Annotated in this window: 14 protein-coding genes and 1 pseudogene; 12 read left to right on the top strand and 3 right to left on the bottom strand. The window is 57.6% G+C overall.

Annotated features, from left to right (window positions below; genetic code table 11):
* The first annotated feature begins 12 nt into the window (after positions 1–12).
* Entirely contained in the window at positions 13–1,554 is a 1,542-nt protein-coding gene (locus tag H3V53_RS04380; protein ID WP_336596886.1) for an AMP-binding protein, read from the top strand.
* Positions 1,555–1,621: 67 nt separating this feature from the next.
* On the top strand, positions 1,622–2,464 hold the full coding sequence (locus H3V53_RS04375; protein WP_336596885.1) for an IclR family transcriptional regulator: 843 nt from the start codon (positions 1,622–1,624) through the stop codon (positions 2,462–2,464).
* A gap of 6 nt (positions 2,465–2,470) precedes the next feature.
* On the opposite strand, the gene H3V53_RS04370 is transcribed toward H3V53_RS04375, so the two are convergent.
* Both H3V53_RS04370 and H3V53_RS04365 read right to left on the bottom strand, forming a co-directional pair.
* Positions 2,471–3,094: a DUF4142 domain-containing protein gene (locus H3V53_RS04370; protein ID WP_336596884.1), complete on the bottom strand. Its 624-nt coding sequence runs from the start codon at positions 3,092–3,094 to the stop codon at positions 2,471–2,473.
* 481 nt (positions 3,095–3,575) lie between these two features.
* Complete coding sequence (locus H3V53_RS04365; RefSeq protein WP_336596883.1) at positions 3,576–4,496, bottom strand: LysR family transcriptional regulator; 921 nt, start codon at positions 4,494–4,496, stop codon at positions 3,576–3,578.
* Between the two features lie 117 nt (positions 4,497–4,613).
* Between H3V53_RS04365 and H3V53_RS04360 the strand changes: the two genes are divergently transcribed.
* The 7 genes and pseudogenes from H3V53_RS04360 (at position 4,614) to H3V53_RS04330 (ending at position 10,627) form a co-directional block, all read left to right on the top strand.
* Positions 4,614–5,723, top strand: a complete 1,110-nt coding sequence (locus H3V53_RS04360) for a 4-oxalomesaconate tautomerase (RefSeq protein ID WP_336596882.1) — start codon at positions 4,614–4,616, stop codon at positions 5,721–5,723.
* The gene (locus tag H3V53_RS04355; RefSeq protein WP_336596881.1) at positions 5,720–6,748 is read left to right on the top strand and encodes an amidohydrolase family protein; all 1,029 of its coding nucleotides are present in this window, start codon (positions 5,720–5,722) and stop codon (positions 6,746–6,748) included. The genes H3V53_RS04360 and H3V53_RS04355 overlap by 4 nt, the downstream gene beginning before the upstream one ends.
* A 4-nt stretch (positions 6,749–6,752) precedes the next feature.
* Positions 6,753–7,457, top strand: coding sequence for a 4-carboxy-4-hydroxy-2-oxoadipate aldolase/oxaloacetate decarboxylase (locus H3V53_RS04350; protein ID WP_336596880.1), 705 nt, complete (start codon positions 6,753–6,755; stop codon positions 7,455–7,457).
* A 74-nt stretch (positions 7,458–7,531) separates the two neighbouring features.
* Positions 7,532–8,440: an amidohydrolase family protein gene (locus H3V53_RS04345; RefSeq protein ID WP_336596879.1), complete on the top strand. Its 909-nt coding sequence runs from the start codon at positions 7,532–7,534 to the stop codon at positions 8,438–8,440.
* Complete coding sequence (ligA, locus tag H3V53_RS04340; protein WP_336596878.1) at positions 8,440–8,847, top strand: protocatechuate 4,5-dioxygenase subunit alpha; 408 nt, start codon at positions 8,440–8,442, stop codon at positions 8,845–8,847. Before H3V53_RS04345 ends, ligA begins: the two co-directional genes overlap by 1 nt.
* A pseudogene (locus tag H3V53_RS04335) lies at positions 8,840–9,683 on the top strand (class III extradiol dioxygenase subunit beta). Before ligA ends, H3V53_RS04335 begins: the two are co-directional and overlap by 8 nt.
* Positions 9,680–10,627, top strand: coding sequence for a Gfo/Idh/MocA family oxidoreductase (locus H3V53_RS04330; protein WP_336596877.1), 948 nt, complete (start codon positions 9,680–9,682; stop codon positions 10,625–10,627). Before H3V53_RS04335 ends, H3V53_RS04330 begins: the two are co-directional and overlap by 4 nt.
* Before the next feature lie 76 nt (positions 10,628–10,703).
* Here H3V53_RS04330 and H3V53_RS04325 read toward each other — a convergent pair whose 3' ends face one another.
* Complete coding sequence (locus H3V53_RS04325) at positions 10,704–11,705, bottom strand: LysR family transcriptional regulator (protein ID WP_336596876.1); 1,002 nt, start codon at positions 11,703–11,705, stop codon at positions 10,704–10,706.
* A gap of 207 nt (positions 11,706–11,912) precedes the next feature.
* Between H3V53_RS04325 and H3V53_RS04320 the strand changes: the two genes are divergently transcribed.
* From H3V53_RS04320 to H3V53_RS04310, 3 genes are all read left to right on the top strand, one after another.
* A complete protein-coding gene (locus tag H3V53_RS04320) occupies positions 11,913–13,223 on the top strand; it encodes a Rieske 2Fe-2S domain-containing protein (RefSeq protein WP_336596875.1) in 1,311 nt (436 codons plus the stop codon).
* Between the two features lie 184 nt (positions 13,224–13,407).
* Positions 13,408–14,370, top strand: coding sequence for a PDR/VanB family oxidoreductase (locus tag H3V53_RS04315; protein ID WP_336596874.1), 963 nt, complete (start codon positions 13,408–13,410; stop codon positions 14,368–14,370).
* A gap of 335 nt (positions 14,371–14,705) precedes the next feature.
* A complete protein-coding gene (locus H3V53_RS04310; RefSeq protein ID WP_336596873.1) occupies positions 14,706–15,791 on the top strand; it encodes a porin in 1,086 nt (361 codons plus the stop codon).
* Positions 15,792–15,952 lie beyond the last annotated feature (161 nt).

Raw genomic sequence — 15,952 nt, 5'->3', positions numbered from 1 at the left:
ATCGATACAGGTATGCATCTTTATCCGGAATACTTCGCTCACCGCCACGCAGACGACGATCTGGACTGCGTGCCACTGCTCGCGGCGGGATTGCGTCGTGCACCGTCGCGCACCATCGCGCACTTTGACGATGAGAGGATCACCTGCCATGACATCGCGCGGCGCGTCGCGCAGTTGCAGCGGTGGTTCGCAGAGGAAGGGCTCGTGCGGGGCGACCGTGTCGCCGTGATGCTCGGCAACAGCGCAGAGCACGTTCATCTGATCTACGCGCTCATGCTGAGCGGGCTTGTCTGGGTGCCGGTGAACACGAAACTGCGCGCAGCGGGCCTCGAGTATCTGCTGCTGCACTCGGAGCCGAAGCTGCTCATCATCGATGACGAATTCGAGGCCGTGATCGCGACGATCGACTGCGCTGCGACGCGGCGCGTGCGCATCCCCGCGCTCGATGCGCAGGAACCGCATGCGTCATTCACGAGCCCGGATATCGGCGTGCATGATCCGCTGTGCATCATCTATACGTCGGGCACGACGGGCGCGCCGAAAGGTGTTGTCTTCACGCACCGGATGATGCGCATCGCGGGCGAAGCCGCGCTGTGCGTGGCCGATGTGCACGAAGGCGACAGGCTGTTTCTGTGGGAGCCGCTGTGTCATATCGGCGGTGCGCAGATGCTGCTGCTTCCGTTCCTCGAAGCTGTGACCTTGCACGCAGTGCCGCGCTTCTCGGCCTCGCAGTTCTGGCCGCAGATCCAGCGCGCCCGCGCGACGCAGCTGCATTACCTGGGCGGAGTGCTCGATATCCTGATGCAACTGCCGCCCGACGCGCAGCCTGAAACGCACACGCTGCGCGTCGCGTGGGGCGCGGGCGTGAGCGCGTCTGCGTGGACGGCAGTGCAGGGGCGGCTCAACGTGAGCCTGCGGGAATGCTATGGCATGACCGAGTGTTCGAGCTTCGCGACCGCGAATGCGACGGGGAAGCCAGGGTCAATCGGCCGCGCGCTGCCGTGGATCGAGATCGAACTGCTCGACGAGGAAGGCGAGCCCGTGAAGGACGGCGAGGCGGGCGAGATCGTGTTGTCGAGCAAGGTGGAGGGCACGTTCTTGCCGGCCTACCTGAAGAATCCGGACGCGACCCGAGCCGCGTTGCGCAACGGCAGGCTGCACACGGGCGACCGCGCGCGACGCGATGCCGACGGCGATTTCTTCTTTATCGGCCGGCAGACGGACAGCATGCGGGTGCGTGGCGAAAACGTATCGGCGTGGGAGATCGAGCGCATTTTCGCGGAGCATCCGGCGATTCATGCCAGCGCGGCCATCGGTGTGGCATCGGCGATCGGCGAGCAGGATATTCTGCTCAACGTGCAATTCAAGGACGCCCCGGTGGACTGGGAAACCATGCACGCGTGGGCGCGCGAGCGGCTCGCCAGTTTTCAGTTGCCGCGCTATTACCGTGCGGTGAAAAGCTTTGAGCTGACGGCGAGCGAGCGCATCAAGAAGCATTTGCTGCCGCGCAACGTGGACGACGCCTGGGATCGGATGAACAAAGCTCGGGCGTGATATCGCAATCCGATACTGCTTTATGGTCATGCGATAATTCGCCAACAATAGCGAAGATGAACATGTGATGACCGACGCGCCGAAAGTTCCGCGCAAGCGCAAGAACCCAGCGACGAAGCCGCAGGCCGAGGCGGCGGATCCGACTGCCTCTGCGCTGTACGTGCAGTCCGTCGAAAAGGCGATGAAGGTGCTCACCGCCTTCGACGGCAGCAAGCGTCAGTTGTCGCTGTCCGAGATCGCGTCGCTCACGGGTTTCGACCTGAGCGCGACGCAGCGCTTCACGTTCACGCTCGCGGCGCTCGGCTATCTTTTCAAGGATGCCGACAGCCGCAAGTACGAACTGTCGCCCAAGTTGCTGGACTTTACTTACCACTACCTGACGTCCAACGAGCTCGTGAGTCGTGCGACGCCTTATCTTCAGCAACTCGGCTCGGAGACGGAGGAGGCCACCAATCTTACCGTGCTCGACGACACGGACATCGTGTTCGTGCTGCGAATCGTGAGCCGCAATGTTTTCAACGCCCATGTGATTACCGGATCGCGTCTGCCCGCATACTGCACTGCACCGGGGCTCGCAATCCTGGCGACGCTACCGGACGGAGAAGTCGACGACATCCTGTCGCGTACGAATCTCGTGCCTTATACGTCGTCGACCGTGTATCAGCCGCGCAAGATCAAAGACCGCATCGCGCAGATCCGAAAGCAGGGGTACGCGCATACTGAAGACGAGTACTTCGTCAGCGATATTTCGACGGCGGCGGCGATCACCAATGCGCACGGGCGAGGGATAGGCGCGGTGAATATCGCTGTGGCCAGATCACGATGGCATGCCGACCGCGACGAGCGGCGCTTCGCCGATCTGGTGATTTCCACGGCGTCGGCAATTTCGACGCGGCGTCGCGTCGAATAGCGCTCCCTACCTGTTAATCTTCGCCCGCGTCTCTTCTGCTAACTTCAAATGCTCTTGTAGTACGGGCCTCGCACCGGCGGCCAGTGCCCGTACATCAGGGTCGCTTGCATGTTGGGCCTCATCGCTGAACTGCTTGACGTCATCCTTGTGGTCCGAGACGTTATGCTCCATAAAAACCTTGTCAAACGCGTGCCCGGTCAGCGGCTCGAGCGCAGCCTGAGTTGCCTCTTGACTTATTGAAATCCCGCTAGGCAAGGTGTAGCCCTTGCGCTTTGCGAGGCTTTCGATCTGGGCATCGAGTGACTGATGGTCGGCAATCATGCGTTTGGCAAACGCCTGCACCGATGCGTCCGACGATTTGCGCAGCGCGAGCTGGCACGACTGGATTTCGGCGCGGCCATCCTCAATGGCAGAACCAAGGAAATCGCTGGGGTCCTTCACATCGTCGGCGTGCGCCGTGGTTGCGCCTGCTATCAGTAGCAAACAGGTGACTGCCTTCAAGGCGACATAAAGGCGCGCCCGCATCGGCCGCTTTGCTTCGGCGGGTGCGCGCACGTCGCGCAATTCGGGTATGAGACAGCGTGTCGGCATCGGTGCCTCCTTCATTAGCAAGTTTCCGTTGATGAGCATTGCTTGTGCCGCGGCGCACTCCTGTGCGATAGGTGCTGGGAGCTTCGCTCGCAGTGGCCAAGTGGGATGTGGCTGACCAGGCGCTCGGTGGAGCAACTGCAAACGGCAATCCCGGCGGTCGGGGCGCCGTTATCCGGGTATCTGGTCAGTAAATAGCCATCTATGAGGCGCTCGTCTGCCCCGGGCTTGACCGGACTAATATCAAGAAGCATTTCGACAAGCTGTTGTCCTCCGGTGTCTGTGACATCTATTTCCACCTCACTTACTCGTACGGAAAGGAGCTCAAACCTCTCCTGGAGTATGTTAAACACATGCTCAAACACGAGGTTCCTCCCGGTCTCACATATCTCGCCTGCGGGTTTGCGGGACCTCCGGATTGCGAAACAAGCGGGTATGTTGCGACCTATCCTGTCGACCACTGGCAGGTGGCGGTGGTGTTCCAGGCGGCGTGCTCGCCAGAACCTCCAGACGTCGACCGACGTCAAAGCGGTGTCTGCCACAGGTCACATAACAGCTGACGAAAAACCGGTATGGCCAGTTCCAGCAGCGGCCCTCGCGGGCGCTGCGCTGACGTCGCAATCCATAGCGTTGTGTGAAGCGGAGGATCTTCGATAGGGCGCACAAGGAACTCTTGTTGTTGCCCATCTGAGTGCACGGCCTTCAGCGAAAGCACTGCATGAAGCTCTTCGTCATGCACGAGATTGAGAATGGCGGGAATGCTTTCGATCTCCAACGCAATGCAGGGCTTTAACGATGCCTGAGCCATTGCAGCCTCCAGCAGAAGTCGAATCGAATGTGGACGGCTCGGCATGACAAGCTGCTTTTGAGCCACTTCCGCAAGGCTGACGGGTTTCCCCGCCAGCAAATCTTCTGATGAGAGAGGCGCCGAGCGGGACGAGACCAGGTACAACTGCTCACTCAATACCGGGGACAGCTCGACGCTCGGGGAAGTCGAATTTGTGTAGACAATAGCGCAGTCCGCGCGCCCCATGGTCAACCATTCCAACGCGTAGGCCGAGAGGCCCTCGAGGATGCAAAGCGTCGCTTTCGGAAAACGTTCGCGAAATCGTCGAACTAAAGGCGCAGTCATTACCGAACTTACGCTCGGCGGCAAGGCGACCACGAGCCTCCCCGTCGCTTCTCCGCGTTCGTCCTCCATATCTGAATGAACGCGCTGGACCTGCGAAAGGATGCTCCGGCTATGTTCAAGCAGCCGCCTTCCAGGTTCAGTAAGCGTGACTCCGCGGCCATTCCTCTCTAAAAGCACCTGCCGAAACTCCAACTCAAGCGCACGCACCTGCCGGCTCAAGACGGGTTGCGCAATCGAGAGAAGGTTTGCTGCCCTCGTGAAGCTGCCCAGTTCGGCAACGTGGACGAAATATTCAAGTTGACGCAGTTCCACGGCCGCCTCCTGAAATGCAATGTCGACATATCTAATATACACGAAATGACATTGTCTACTATCAGATAGTGTAAAAGAATACGGGTATCGAAGATGACACGACCCCCCGGGAGACACATGCAACGCCCCATTCCCTGCCTGTTTATGCGCGGCGGTACCTCACGAGGCCCCTTTTTCCGGGCGGAGGATCTGCCAACCGACCTATCCACTCGGGACCGCGTGCTGCTCGACATCATGGGATCGCCCGACCCGAGGCAAATCGATGGACTCGGCGGCGCTCATCCGTTGACCAGCAAGGTCGGCATCGTCCGGCGGGGATCTCGCCCCGATATCGATCTTGAGTTTCTATTCGCACAGTTGCAGCCAGACGCGGACACGGTCGATACAACCCCGAATTGCGGGAACATGCTTGCCGCAGTCGTTCCGTTTGCCCTTGAGGTGGGATTGCTCGCACCTCGAGGAAGGCAGACGACCGCGCGCGTTCTGACGCTGAACACTGGAATGTCCTGTGACATCACCGTTGACACGCCGGACGGACGGCCTGAATACGACGGTTCTGCGCGAATCGACGGTGTCCCTGGAACTGCGGCGCCGGTGACTATCAATTTCCTCGATACGGCCGGCTCCGTCTGCTCGGCGATGTTGCCCACGGGTCGGGTCCGGGATCGCATTGATCTAGGCGACGGACGCACGCTCGACGTGACCTGCATCGATAACGGAATGCCGATGGTGCTGGTGCCGGCAGAGGCGCTGGGCCGAACCGGGCGTGAGTCGGTTGCAGATCTCAATGCCGATATCGAGCTTAAGGCTGAGCTCGAAGCGTTACGACGTAGGTGCAGTGAAGCAATGGGTCTTGGCGACACATCGTCAAAGAACTACCCAAAGATCTGCCTCGTTTCGCGACCTGTCGCAGGCGGAGCATTATCGACGCGCTGCTTTATTCCTCATGTCTGCCATGACGCTATCGGTGTGCTAGCGGCCGTTACTGTCGCTACTGCCTGTGTACTTGATGGCAGTGTCGCGCACGACCTTGCCTCTACATCAAGTGGCGTTGTCAAGCGGGTATCGATCGAACATCCATCCGGGGAGTTCAGTGTTGAACTGGAAGTCGATGCCACAAATCCACACGTCGTTAAACGTGCTGCGTTACTGAGGACGGCGCGACTGATCATGCGTGGCGAGGTGATGGTCAAGGAAAAAGCATTCGAACTAGCGGGGGCGCGATGATTATTGACTGCCACGGACACTATACGACCGCACCGAAAGCCCTGGAGTTGTGGAGGGGGCGGCAAATCGCGGGTCTGACTGACCCCGCTCAGGCCCCGCACGTCAATGAGCTGAAAATCAGTGACGATGAGTTGCGCGAGTCGATTTCCGGAAACCAGTTGAAGAAGATGCTGGAGCGCGGAATCGACTTAACGATCTTCTCCCCGCGTGCGAGTTTCATGGCGCATCACATTGGCAACGTCGAGACCAGTTCGACGTGGGCGTCGATCTGTAACGAGTTGTGTTATCGCGTGTCGCAGTTGTTTCCCGACAACTTCATCGGCGCAGCAATGCTCCCGCAATCGCCCGGTGTCGACCCAGCGACATGTATTCCGGAACTGGAGCGGTGTGTAAGCGACTATGGATTTGTCGCAGTCAATCTGAATCCTGATCCTTCCGGGGGACATTGGACGTCTCCTCCTTTGTCGGATCGTCACTGGTACCCGTTGTACGAAAAAATGGTTGAGTACGACATACCGGCAATGGTGCATGTCTCTACCAGTTGTAATGCCTGTTTCCATACAACGGGTGCTCACTACCTGAATGCAGACACAACGGCATTCATGCAATGCCTCACTTCAAAGTTGTTTCAGGACTTTCCGACATTGCGGTTTGTCATTCCGCACGGTGGAGGTGCCGTGCCGTACCACTGGGGCAGGTTTCGCGGTTTGGCGCAAGCGCTGAAGCTCCCTCCGCTTAAGGATCATCTGCTTAACAATATTTTCTTTGATACGTGTGTCTATCACCAACCTGGAATCAACCTCCTGACCGACGTCATTCCCGTTGAGAACATCCTGTTCGCAAGCGAAATGATTGGTGCTGTTCGAGGTGTAGATCCGGAAACGGGCTTTCACTTTGACGATACGCGTCGTTACATCGACGCGGCAGAGACGCTGTCGAACGAAGACCGCACCAAGATTTACGAGCGCAACGCGCGGCGCGTTTATCCCAGGCTTGACGCTGCACTGAAGCGAAAAGGGAGTTGAACTTATGAGCACCAACCCGGTAGTAGGTCAGATCGGCGTGGTTAAACGAAACATTGCTCGCGCCGAGGAATCCGCTGTTCGGCGTCTGTCTGAATTCGGTGTGGCCACTGTGCATGAGGCCATGGGTCGAACCGGCCTGATGAAAAATTACATGCGTCCGATCTATGACGGCGCGCACGTCTGCGGAACAGCGGTCACGGTGCTGCTGCATCCTGGCGACAACTGGATGTTGCACGTTGCGGCAGAACAGATTCGCCCGGGCGACATCGTGGTCGCGACTGTAACGGCGGACTGTACAGATGGCTTCTTCGGCGATCTGCTCGCCACCAGCTTCAGAGCACGAGGCGCGGTTGGTCTGGTTATCGAAGGTGGTTGTCGAGATATTTTCGATCTGACGGCGATGAAGTTCCCCGTATTTTCTCGCGCTGTTAGCGCCAAAGGCACCATCAAGGCGACCGTGGGTTCCGTGAACGTACCAATCGTCTGTGCGGGAGCGTTGGTCAATCCGGGTGATGTCGTGCTTGGGGACGATGACGGCGTGGTGGTAGTGCCCGCAAGCGTGGTCCACGAGACGGCCGACCGAGCAGCGGCACGGGTGGCGAATGAGGAGGAGAAGCGAAGAAAGCTTGCCTCCGGCATGTTGGGGTTGGACATGTACAACATGCGCGAAGCCTTAGCTGAAGCCGGCCTGACTTACGTTGACGATTGACGGTTTGTCTCGAAACGAGACCACTGCGGTACGAGGGTTCATTCCCGTGAAGTCGCAATTCGGAGAATACATAAATGGAATACCAGAAGAGTCCGGGTTGGCTGGACTGGTGCCCGGAGCCTTCCGTGCCCGTCTTCCAGCTCCCTGATGGCGCGATCGATGCTCACTGCCATGTCTTTGGACCCGGTGACACGTTTCCTTATGCGCCCGAGCGCAAGTACACGCCCTGTGACGCAAGCAAGGAGCAGTTGTTCGCGCTGCGTGACCGGCTAGGTTTCGCGCGGACCATCATCGTCCAGGCTACGTGTCACGGAACGGACAATCGCGCCTTGGTTGATGCCTGCCTGAGTTCGAAGGGACGCGCACGCGGAGTCGCATCAGTGCGACGGAGCATCTCGGATGACGAGTTGCAGGATCTGCATGCTGCCGGCATACGCGGGGTGAGATTCAATTTCGTCCGGCGACTTGTTGATTTCACGCCTAAAGACGAACTACAGGAAATCGCCCGGCGAGTGGCCGGGTTAGGCTGGCATATCGTTGTGTACTTTGAGTCCGTCGATCTTCCCGAGCTATGGAGCTTCTTTAGCGGTCTGCCGACGACTGTAGTGGTCGACCACATGGGACGCCCGGATGTCACGAAACCCGTCGATGGAAAAGAGTTCGAACTGTTTGTTCGGTTCATGCGTGAGCACGAGAACGTCTGGTCTAAGGTGAGCTGTCCGGAGCGCTTGAGCGTTTCCGGGCCCCGGGCTGTCAAAGGGCAGGCGAATCCGTATCGGGACGTCGTGCCGTTCGCGAAACGTCTTGTTGAAACATTCCCCGATCGCGTGTTGTGGGGGACGGACTGGCCACATCCTAACCTTAAGGATCACATGCCGGACGACGGCGTGCTGGTCGACTTCATTTCCCAGATCGCACCGACAAGCGAGCTTCAGCGCAAGTTGCTCGTCGACAACCCCATGCGCCTCTATTGGAGCGACTGATGCAATCGATTCGCGAGCGCGATTACGACGATATTCCTGGCACCTACGTGTTTGATGGGGAGCGGTGCCAGAAGGGTTTTGCACTAAACATGTTTTGCAAGTCATTGGACCTTGCCGCCAACCGCGAGTCCTTTCGTCAAAACCCTGATGCGTACCTCTGCGGTTTCGATTTGAGCGTGGAGCAACGCAATGCCGTTGCTGCTCGCGATTGGCTGGAGATGTTGAGACTCGGAGGCAACATCTACTACACATTCAAGCTGGCCATATTTGATGGTCTGACGATGCAGCACGTTGGCGCTGCCATGTCTGCCAAACCGATGAGTGTGGACGAATTCCGCACGATGATGGTGTCGGGCGGTCGGCCAATTTCCGGTAACCGGAGCGTAAAGGAGCAATGTAATGGCTAGGATAATCGGCGGCGTCGGGACGTCACATGTGCCGTCCATCGGCGCTGCGATTGATCACGGCAAGGTCGACGATCCCTACTGGCGCCCGCTCTTCGAAGGAGTGCAGCCAGCTCGTAAATGGATCGAAAAGATGAAGCCGGATGTTGCGATCGTCGTGTACAACGACCATGCATCGAGGTTCGCTCCGGACATGACCCCGACTTTCGCGATCGGCATGGGTGAGCGGTTCAGCCCGCATGACGAGGGATATGGGCCACGGCCGGTGCCAGTCTGCCAGGGCGATCCGGCACTCGCGTGGCATCTTGCCGAATCGCTTGTGTTGAAGGATGAGTTTGATATTGCGATGGTCAGTGAGATGACGGTGGATCACGGGCTAACCGTACCTCTCTCGCTTCTGTTTGGTCAACCCGAGGCTTGGCCATGCAGAATCATTCCATTGTGCGTCAACGTGATTCAGTATCCTCAGCCCACAGCGCTGCGATGTCTTCGTCTTGGGCAGGCCTTGCGGCGAGCCATTGATGCGTACGAGCCCGATCTGAAGGTCGCCATCTTCGGAACAGGGGGGGATGTCACATCAATTGCAAGGAGAGAGGGCGGGTCTGATTAATGCAGATTACGACAAGATGTGGCTCGACAAAATGGAAAGCGATCCGCAATCACTTTCGAGGATCAGTCACATGGAGCTATTGCGCGAGGCGGGCTCGGAAGGGTTGGAAATTATTATGTGGCTGATCATGCGTGGGGCGCTGGATTCGTCGGTCCGTCGTATTCATCGCTTCTATCATGTGCCAGCGTCCAACACCGCATACGGCATGCTGGTAATGGAGAATGCGTGACTACGCCATTGCGAATTGGGCTCATGGGTGCCGGTGCGATAGGTATCCAGCATCTGGAGGCGCTATCCATGCTGGAGAACGTCGAAGTGATTTCGATTGCGGGAAAGGAAGCTTCCCGGGTCGAGGATCTGGCGAATCGTTATGGTATCGGACACGTTTGTTCGGATCTCCCGGAAATGCTGTCGCTCCGGCAACTCGAAGCAGTCATTCTCTGTACGCCCACCCCTCTGCATTCGGACCAAGCGGTGCTGTGTCTCGAATCTGGAAGGCATGTTCTGGTAGAGATTCCGCTCGCTGATTCGCTGTTGGGGGCGGAAGCGGTCGTACGAAGTCAGCAGCGCTCTGGAAAGGTAGCGATGTGTGCACACACACGACGATTCAATTCAGGGCATAGATGGCTGCACGAGAGGATTGGTCGAGGTGCGTTCGTGTTGCGTCAACTGGACGTACAAACGCACTTCTTGCGACGTAGCAATACGAACGCACTGGGCCAACAACGCAGTTGGACGGACCATCTTCTGTGGCATCACGCGGCACATACCGTTGACTTGTTTCAATATCAGACTGGCGAAAAAGTACAGGTCGCTCATGCACTACAAGGACCTGTCCACTCCGAACTGGGTGTCGCGCTCGATATGTCAATACAGATGAGGACCGCGTCAGGGGCGCTGTGCACGCTGTCCCTCAGCTTCAATAATCAAGGTCCGTTCGGATCGACTTTCCGTTACATTGGAGACGGGGAAACGTACGTGGCGCGCTACGATAGCCTGGTCGACGGGTGCGGTGCCAGAATTGAACTCGATGATGATCTGCTGAGTGGAATCGCTGCGCAAGACCAGGAGTTTATTGCAGCTATCCGGGAACTGCGCGAACCGAATGCGAGCCTGGCGAGCGTGATGCCGTGCTATGGGCTACTCCATGAACTTGAGAGCCAGTTGATCTGACCACGAGAAAAAGGCGAGTCGACAGTGTCGCCTTTTTCGGGCGCGACCATCCGGCCGGACGTTATCATCGACGAGTCTACCGGCGCACACCTCGTCCCGTTTTTGCTGTTTTCCGGGAACCCGTCGAGGCAGCAGATCGTTCATCTATCGACGCTTCTACTTCGACCTGATACCTCTGCAGTTCCTTGAGTACGACTTCTCGCAACAGCGAGGTACTTTCTGAAATCAGCGTATCGTTGCCCGTACGAATGGGTGTGGCTATTGAAAGGCGAACCTCGATGGATGGACTGCTGATGCGATGCAACCGCAGCTCGGGGTCTCCGATGCATGGTTGCACGCCGCTGAGCGGTATAACAGAGTAGCCGTACCCGTGGCGGATCAGATCCAGAATTGCTGTTAGGTTCTCGATTTCGTGTACCACCTGAGCGGTCAACCCACGTTCGGCGAGGGCGGCAGCCAGCGCACCATGTACGACGTTAGTCTTTCCAGCAATGACCAGTGGAAGTTCCGGGATTGCCTCAAGACGCACTGAGCTGGGCGGTACACGACCTTCCCGGGCGGCTTGCGGCCCCGAGACAAGATAGAGGTTCTCACTTGTGAGCGGGCGTAAATCAACCGTGTCACTCGCAATCGGGTTGTAGATCACCGCGCAATCGAGTTTTCCAGCACCCACCAGCTCTCCAAGATTTGCTGACGTACCGTCCACCGTTCGTAGCGTCACTTCGGGTAGCTGTTCACGAAACGCCTGGATCAATGGAACGACAACGGTTCTCGCAAGAGACGGTGCCAATCCGAGAACGAACGTGCCTTGAACGGGGCCGCTTGTGCCCTTCACGGCCCGTTCGGCAATCGCAATCTGGCGGAGGACCATTGGTACCTGGTCGAGCAGACGCCTGCCTGCATCAGTTAATACAAGCCCACGACCGTTCCTTCGGAACAACTCAGTTCCAAGTTCAGCCTCGAGTTGAGCCACCTGCCGGCTAAGGGCCGCCTGTGTCACGCCCAGCACGCTCGCAGCGCGGGTCAGATTGCCGATCTCAGCGATCCGCGAGAAATGCTGCAACTGTTTGATTTCCATAGCTCAGAACTCCCACCAACTGCATATCAGATATGCATTAACGGATATTTCTCACATGAAGATATTAGCATAAAGTAACTCTTAAAGGGGAGCGTCCTGGTCGACTCAACACCGAGTGACTTCCCACCCCCCGGATTAGGTGCGTGTCACTGCCCGCAGTCTGAAAGCGAGGGTGATGCGTAGCGAAATTTAATCACAGGAGACTTCATGAACGCTCCCACGCAGCCCGTGGTGTTCAAGCCGAACTCGCGCGGTGCCGACCGCTATCAATACCTGACTCAGACTGACGCGGGAACGCCCACGGGCGAACTGATGCGACGTTACTGGCAACCCGTCGCGCTTATTGACTCGTTGCCGCCGGGGGCTGCGCCGCAGCCGATCCGGATTCTGGGCGAAGACCTTGTGCTGTTTCGCGATGACAAGGATCGGGTCGGTCTTATCGACCGAAAGTGCGCGCATCGATGTACTGATCTGGCGCTCGGGCGTGTCGAGGACGGTGGAATCCGTTGCCCGTATCACGGATGGCTCTTCGACGTCGAGGGTCGTTGCCTCAGTCAGCCTGCCGAAGCTTCTGCAACCGCGAAGGACCGGGTGCGCGTGAAGTCGTATCCGCTTCATGAGGCAGCGGGCGCGTTCTGGGCATATATGGGTCCGGGCGAGCCACCGCTTTTTCCGAATTACCCCGCGCTTGCAGGCGGCGCAGAGCATTGCTACACGACGCGATGGTTCGGTGACTGCAACTGGTTGCAGGCGAGCGAGGGCAACATCGATCCGGTTCACACGTCCTACCTCCACCAGCTCGAACTGTCGAACGAGGACATGAAAGCGCGTTGGGGCGTGTTCTCGAATCAGTCCCGCCCTGAACTGGCTGTCGAGGACACCCGATTCGGTGTCCGACTGTACACGTTGCGCAAGATTGACGGAACGGAACGCTCATCCATTCGAATCACGAACTTTGTCATGCCCAACGCGTGCGCAGTCGGAGGGTTTGAAGGATACCTGGGCGAGGGCGGGCTGACGATGCTGTGGGATGTCCCGATCGACGACCAGCATCACTGGCGGTGGGAATTTATCTTTCATCGAAGCGGAAAGCTGAACAAGGCGTCGCTCGAAGCCCAGTATCAGTCGGAAAAGGAAGAGGGCGACCGGATGCGGCGCAAATGGGAGGACCTTTACTCCCAGGATCGCGACTCGATGAAGGGAAAGGCGTATCTGGGGCTGGGCGAGTGCTTCTCTGTACACGACATTGCTATCACCCAGTCGCAAGGCACGATTCATCAGCAGACGGACGAACACTTGTCGTCTTCGGATATCGCGATCGTCCGTGCGCGCCGGATGCTTGACGAAGCCGCGCGGGTTGTTGCGGAAGGCGGTGATCCGCGCGGCGTGGTTCGTACAGATGCCGACAATGACTTCCGCGATATGGTCGTTGTAACGGGTCAAATCGAAAACGGCGACTCGAAGGAAGCCTATTGCGCTCGCTTCACGCAAAGTCCGGATCTATTCCGTCCGCAATAGCGACGATGCGGTGCGCGCTAAAGCCAATGTAGTTGCGTCAGATGGACTTACGAGCAGGTCGGCTCCGCTTGTTGCACGGAACGAGATTCGAATTGGATTCTTCTGCTTCAACACGGTGCCGACTTGCTATAGAGCTTTTGACGCCGATCTTGTCGTTTCGATTTACCGAGGTTTCTTTTTGGCCATGAATACTATCCCTGTTCGCGTTGCAGTTGCCGATACCATTGCTCAAGACATCCGGTTGTTGAAGCTGGAAGCCAACGACGGATCTAGTCTGCCTGGCTGGAAGCCTGGATCACACATCGATCTGCACCTCGGGCAGGGGATCACGAGGCAATATTCGTTGTGCGGTCCTCAGGGCGACAGATCCGCGTACCAGATTGCGGTCAAGCTGGAGCCACAGTCACGCGGCGGTTCAAAGTACGTTCATGAAGCGCTCGAAGTCGGCAGTGAACTTCGTATATCTCCGCCGCGCAATCACTTTGAAATGAAGGCGGATGCTGGTCATACCCTCCTCGTAGCTGGCGGTATCGGAATCACGCCAATTATAAGTATGGCGCGAGAACTCGCCGGGAAGCGGCAACAATTCGAGCTGCTGTATTTCACACGATCAAAGCATCACGCTGCGTTCAGGGAAGAAATTGAAGGTGGCCCATTTGGGGATTCCTGCAAGCTCCTGTGCGGGTTGGAGCGCGATGACGTCGAAGAGGCCCTCGAAAGCGCACTTGACGATCGGTACGACGGCAGTCACTTGTATCTGTGCGGTCCAAAGCCCTTCATGGACACTGTCCGCGCTGTCGCGGCCCGTTGCGGGTGGCCAGACGAAGCTGTTCACCTTGAGTATTTCGCGGGCGCGGAGCCAGTTGGTCAAGGCGAGCAAACGTCCTTTGAGTTGAAGCTCGCCCGTTCTGGAAAAACTGTCACGATTCCGGCGAACAAAACAATCGTGGATGTGCTGCGGGAAGAAGGAGTCGAGGTCGAGACCTCGTGCGAACAGGGTGTGTGCGGGACCTGTGTCGCCAGGGTACTTGATGGGACGCCCGAGCATCACGATTGTTTCCTTACCTCTCAGGAACAGGCAAGAGGCGACTGCATGGCAGTTTGCATCTCACGTTCCAGATCCGGGTTGCTCGTACTGGATCTGTAGTAAGCAACCATGCTCGCGAGGGCATAGCGCAAGCATGAAAAATAAAATCGGAGACGAAACATTTCGAGGTAACTCGGTTCCCAGCATTGTGCGCGAGCGTCAGTCGATGAGGCAGTCTTCGACGCTTCAGCGATGCCGCGCATCACAGTGCGAACACAAACGCGGCTGTGATGGCCAGGGGGATGGGGCGGCCGATATCGTGATGGGAATTCCGAGCCAACAACGGCCACGCGACAAGACGAAAATGGCAGAAGACGCTCAGTAAGACGGGTTCGTCTCGGATTCAAAAAAATAACTATTAATTAGTACATCTGTACAAATAGGAGACTTTTTCGATGAAGACCAGATGGACTTTGGGTTTGATGTCGCTATCTGCGATGGTTGCCGGCAATGCGTGTGCCCAAAGTAATGTGACGTTGTACGGAATAGTCGATACGGGCGTGCAGTACTACAACAACGCCACAGCTGCGGGTGGATCAGTCATCGGGATGCCGAGCCTGTCAGGGAAACTACCGTCCCGCTTTGGATTGCGCGGTGTGGAAGATCTGGGCGGCGGCTATAAAGCGTTCTTCGTCCTCGAAAATGGGTTTGCGGTGAATAACGGCGCGCTTGGGTATGGCGGAAGGATATTTGGGCGAGCCGCAAACGTGGGAATTGATAGCCCGTTCGGAAGCTTGACATTGGGCAGACAGATGAACATGACGTTGTACGCGCTTGCGGACGCCGACGTCATCGGACCATCGAATCACTCCCTGGCGGTCTTTGACACCTATCTGCCAAATGCGCGTAGTGACAACGCAGTGGGATATATGGGGAAATGGCGAGGCATCACTGTCGGGGCGACATACAGTTTCGGTCGAGACGCCGCCGGGCCGGCCGGCCCATCTGCGACTAATTGTGCGGGCCAGGTTCCCGGTGATTTCGTCGCGTGTCGGCAGTACACAGTTATGCTCGCCTACGCGTCCGAGGCATTCGGTGTCACGGCGTCCTATGATGTCATGCGCGGAGGTAAGGGCGCATCAGCGCCGTTATCAAACAGTGCTGACACGGACACGCGGACGATTCTGGACGGCTACGCAAAATTTGGAAACCTGAAGTTGGGAGCAGGATGGATCAGGAGAAATACATCCAGCACGACTCATAGCCAATCAGACCTCTTCTTCGCGGGGGGTACCTATTTTCTGACACCCGCATTCGCAGTTGATGCGCAAGCGGTCCGGTATATATTGCGCACGCGTTCGGACGCGACACTCTTCGTTGGACGCGTGAGCTATCTCCTTTCGAAGCGAACCACAGTCTATTCATCTGCAGGTTACATGATCAATAGTCCGTTGTCGGCGGTCCCGGTATCGGCGGGAGGTACCGTCGGGATGGGTAAGAGTCAGGTGGGCGTGATGGTTGGCATGCAGCAGCGTTTTTAGTCGACCTCCCACGCTCAGTTTCAGAGTCCTCATTCGGTTTAACAGCGGTTATGTCAATGCACTTGGCCTGTTCCGTTCTGCTTGGTGAAAGGGTTGCGTGCGGGCGTTGACCAGGCCGAGAAAATGCGGCGCTTCTGCGTGGCCAGTAGCCATGCAGCGCA

Origin of the sequence: Paraburkholderia bengalensis, from assembly GCF_037126505.1 — a bacterium.
Taxonomy (GTDB): domain Bacteria; phylum Pseudomonadota; class Gammaproteobacteria; order Burkholderiales; family Burkholderiaceae; genus Paraburkholderia; species Paraburkholderia bengalensis.
The sequence above is the reverse complement of the archived record's forward strand: the minus strand, read 5'-3'. Positions and strand labels throughout refer to the sequence as shown.

Excerpts from the sequence above, each read along its gene's own strand:
- H3V53_RS04320 (WP_336596875.1), top strand. The coding sequence starts at position 11,913 with ATGAACGCTCCCACGCAGCCCGTGGTGTTCAAGCCGAACTCGCGCGGT.
- ligA (WP_336596878.1), top strand. The coding sequence starts at position 8,440 with ATGCAATCGATTCGCGAGCGCGATTACGACGATATTCCTGGCACCTAC.
- H3V53_RS04310 (WP_336596873.1), top strand. The coding sequence starts at position 14,706 with ATGAAGACCAGATGGACTTTGGGTTTGATGTCGCTATCTGCGATGGTT.
- H3V53_RS04370 (WP_336596884.1), bottom strand. The coding sequence starts at position 3,094 with ATGCTCATCAACGGAAACTTGCTAATGAAGGAGGCACCGATGCCGACA.
- H3V53_RS04315 (WP_336596874.1), top strand. The coding sequence starts at position 13,408 with ATGAATACTATCCCTGTTCGCGTTGCAGTTGCCGATACCATTGCTCAA.
- H3V53_RS04345 (WP_336596879.1), top strand. The coding sequence starts at position 7,532 with ATGGAATACCAGAAGAGTCCGGGTTGGCTGGACTGGTGCCCGGAGCCT.
- H3V53_RS04360 (WP_336596882.1), top strand. The coding sequence starts at position 4,614 with ATGCAACGCCCCATTCCCTGCCTGTTTATGCGCGGCGGTACCTCACGA.
- H3V53_RS04380 (WP_336596886.1), top strand. The coding sequence starts at position 13 with ATGCATCTTTATCCGGAATACTTCGCTCACCGCCACGCAGACGACGAT.
- H3V53_RS04355 (WP_336596881.1), top strand. The coding sequence starts at position 5,720 with ATGATTATTGACTGCCACGGACACTATACGACCGCACCGAAAGCCCTG.
- H3V53_RS04375 (WP_336596885.1), top strand. The coding sequence starts at position 1,622 with ATGACCGACGCGCCGAAAGTTCCGCGCAAGCGCAAGAACCCAGCGACG.
- H3V53_RS04350 (WP_336596880.1), top strand. The coding sequence starts at position 6,753 with ATGAGCACCAACCCGGTAGTAGGTCAGATCGGCGTGGTTAAACGAAAC.
- H3V53_RS04325 (WP_336596876.1), bottom strand. The coding sequence starts at position 11,705 with ATGGAAATCAAACAGTTGCAGCATTTCTCGCGGATCGCTGAGATCGGC.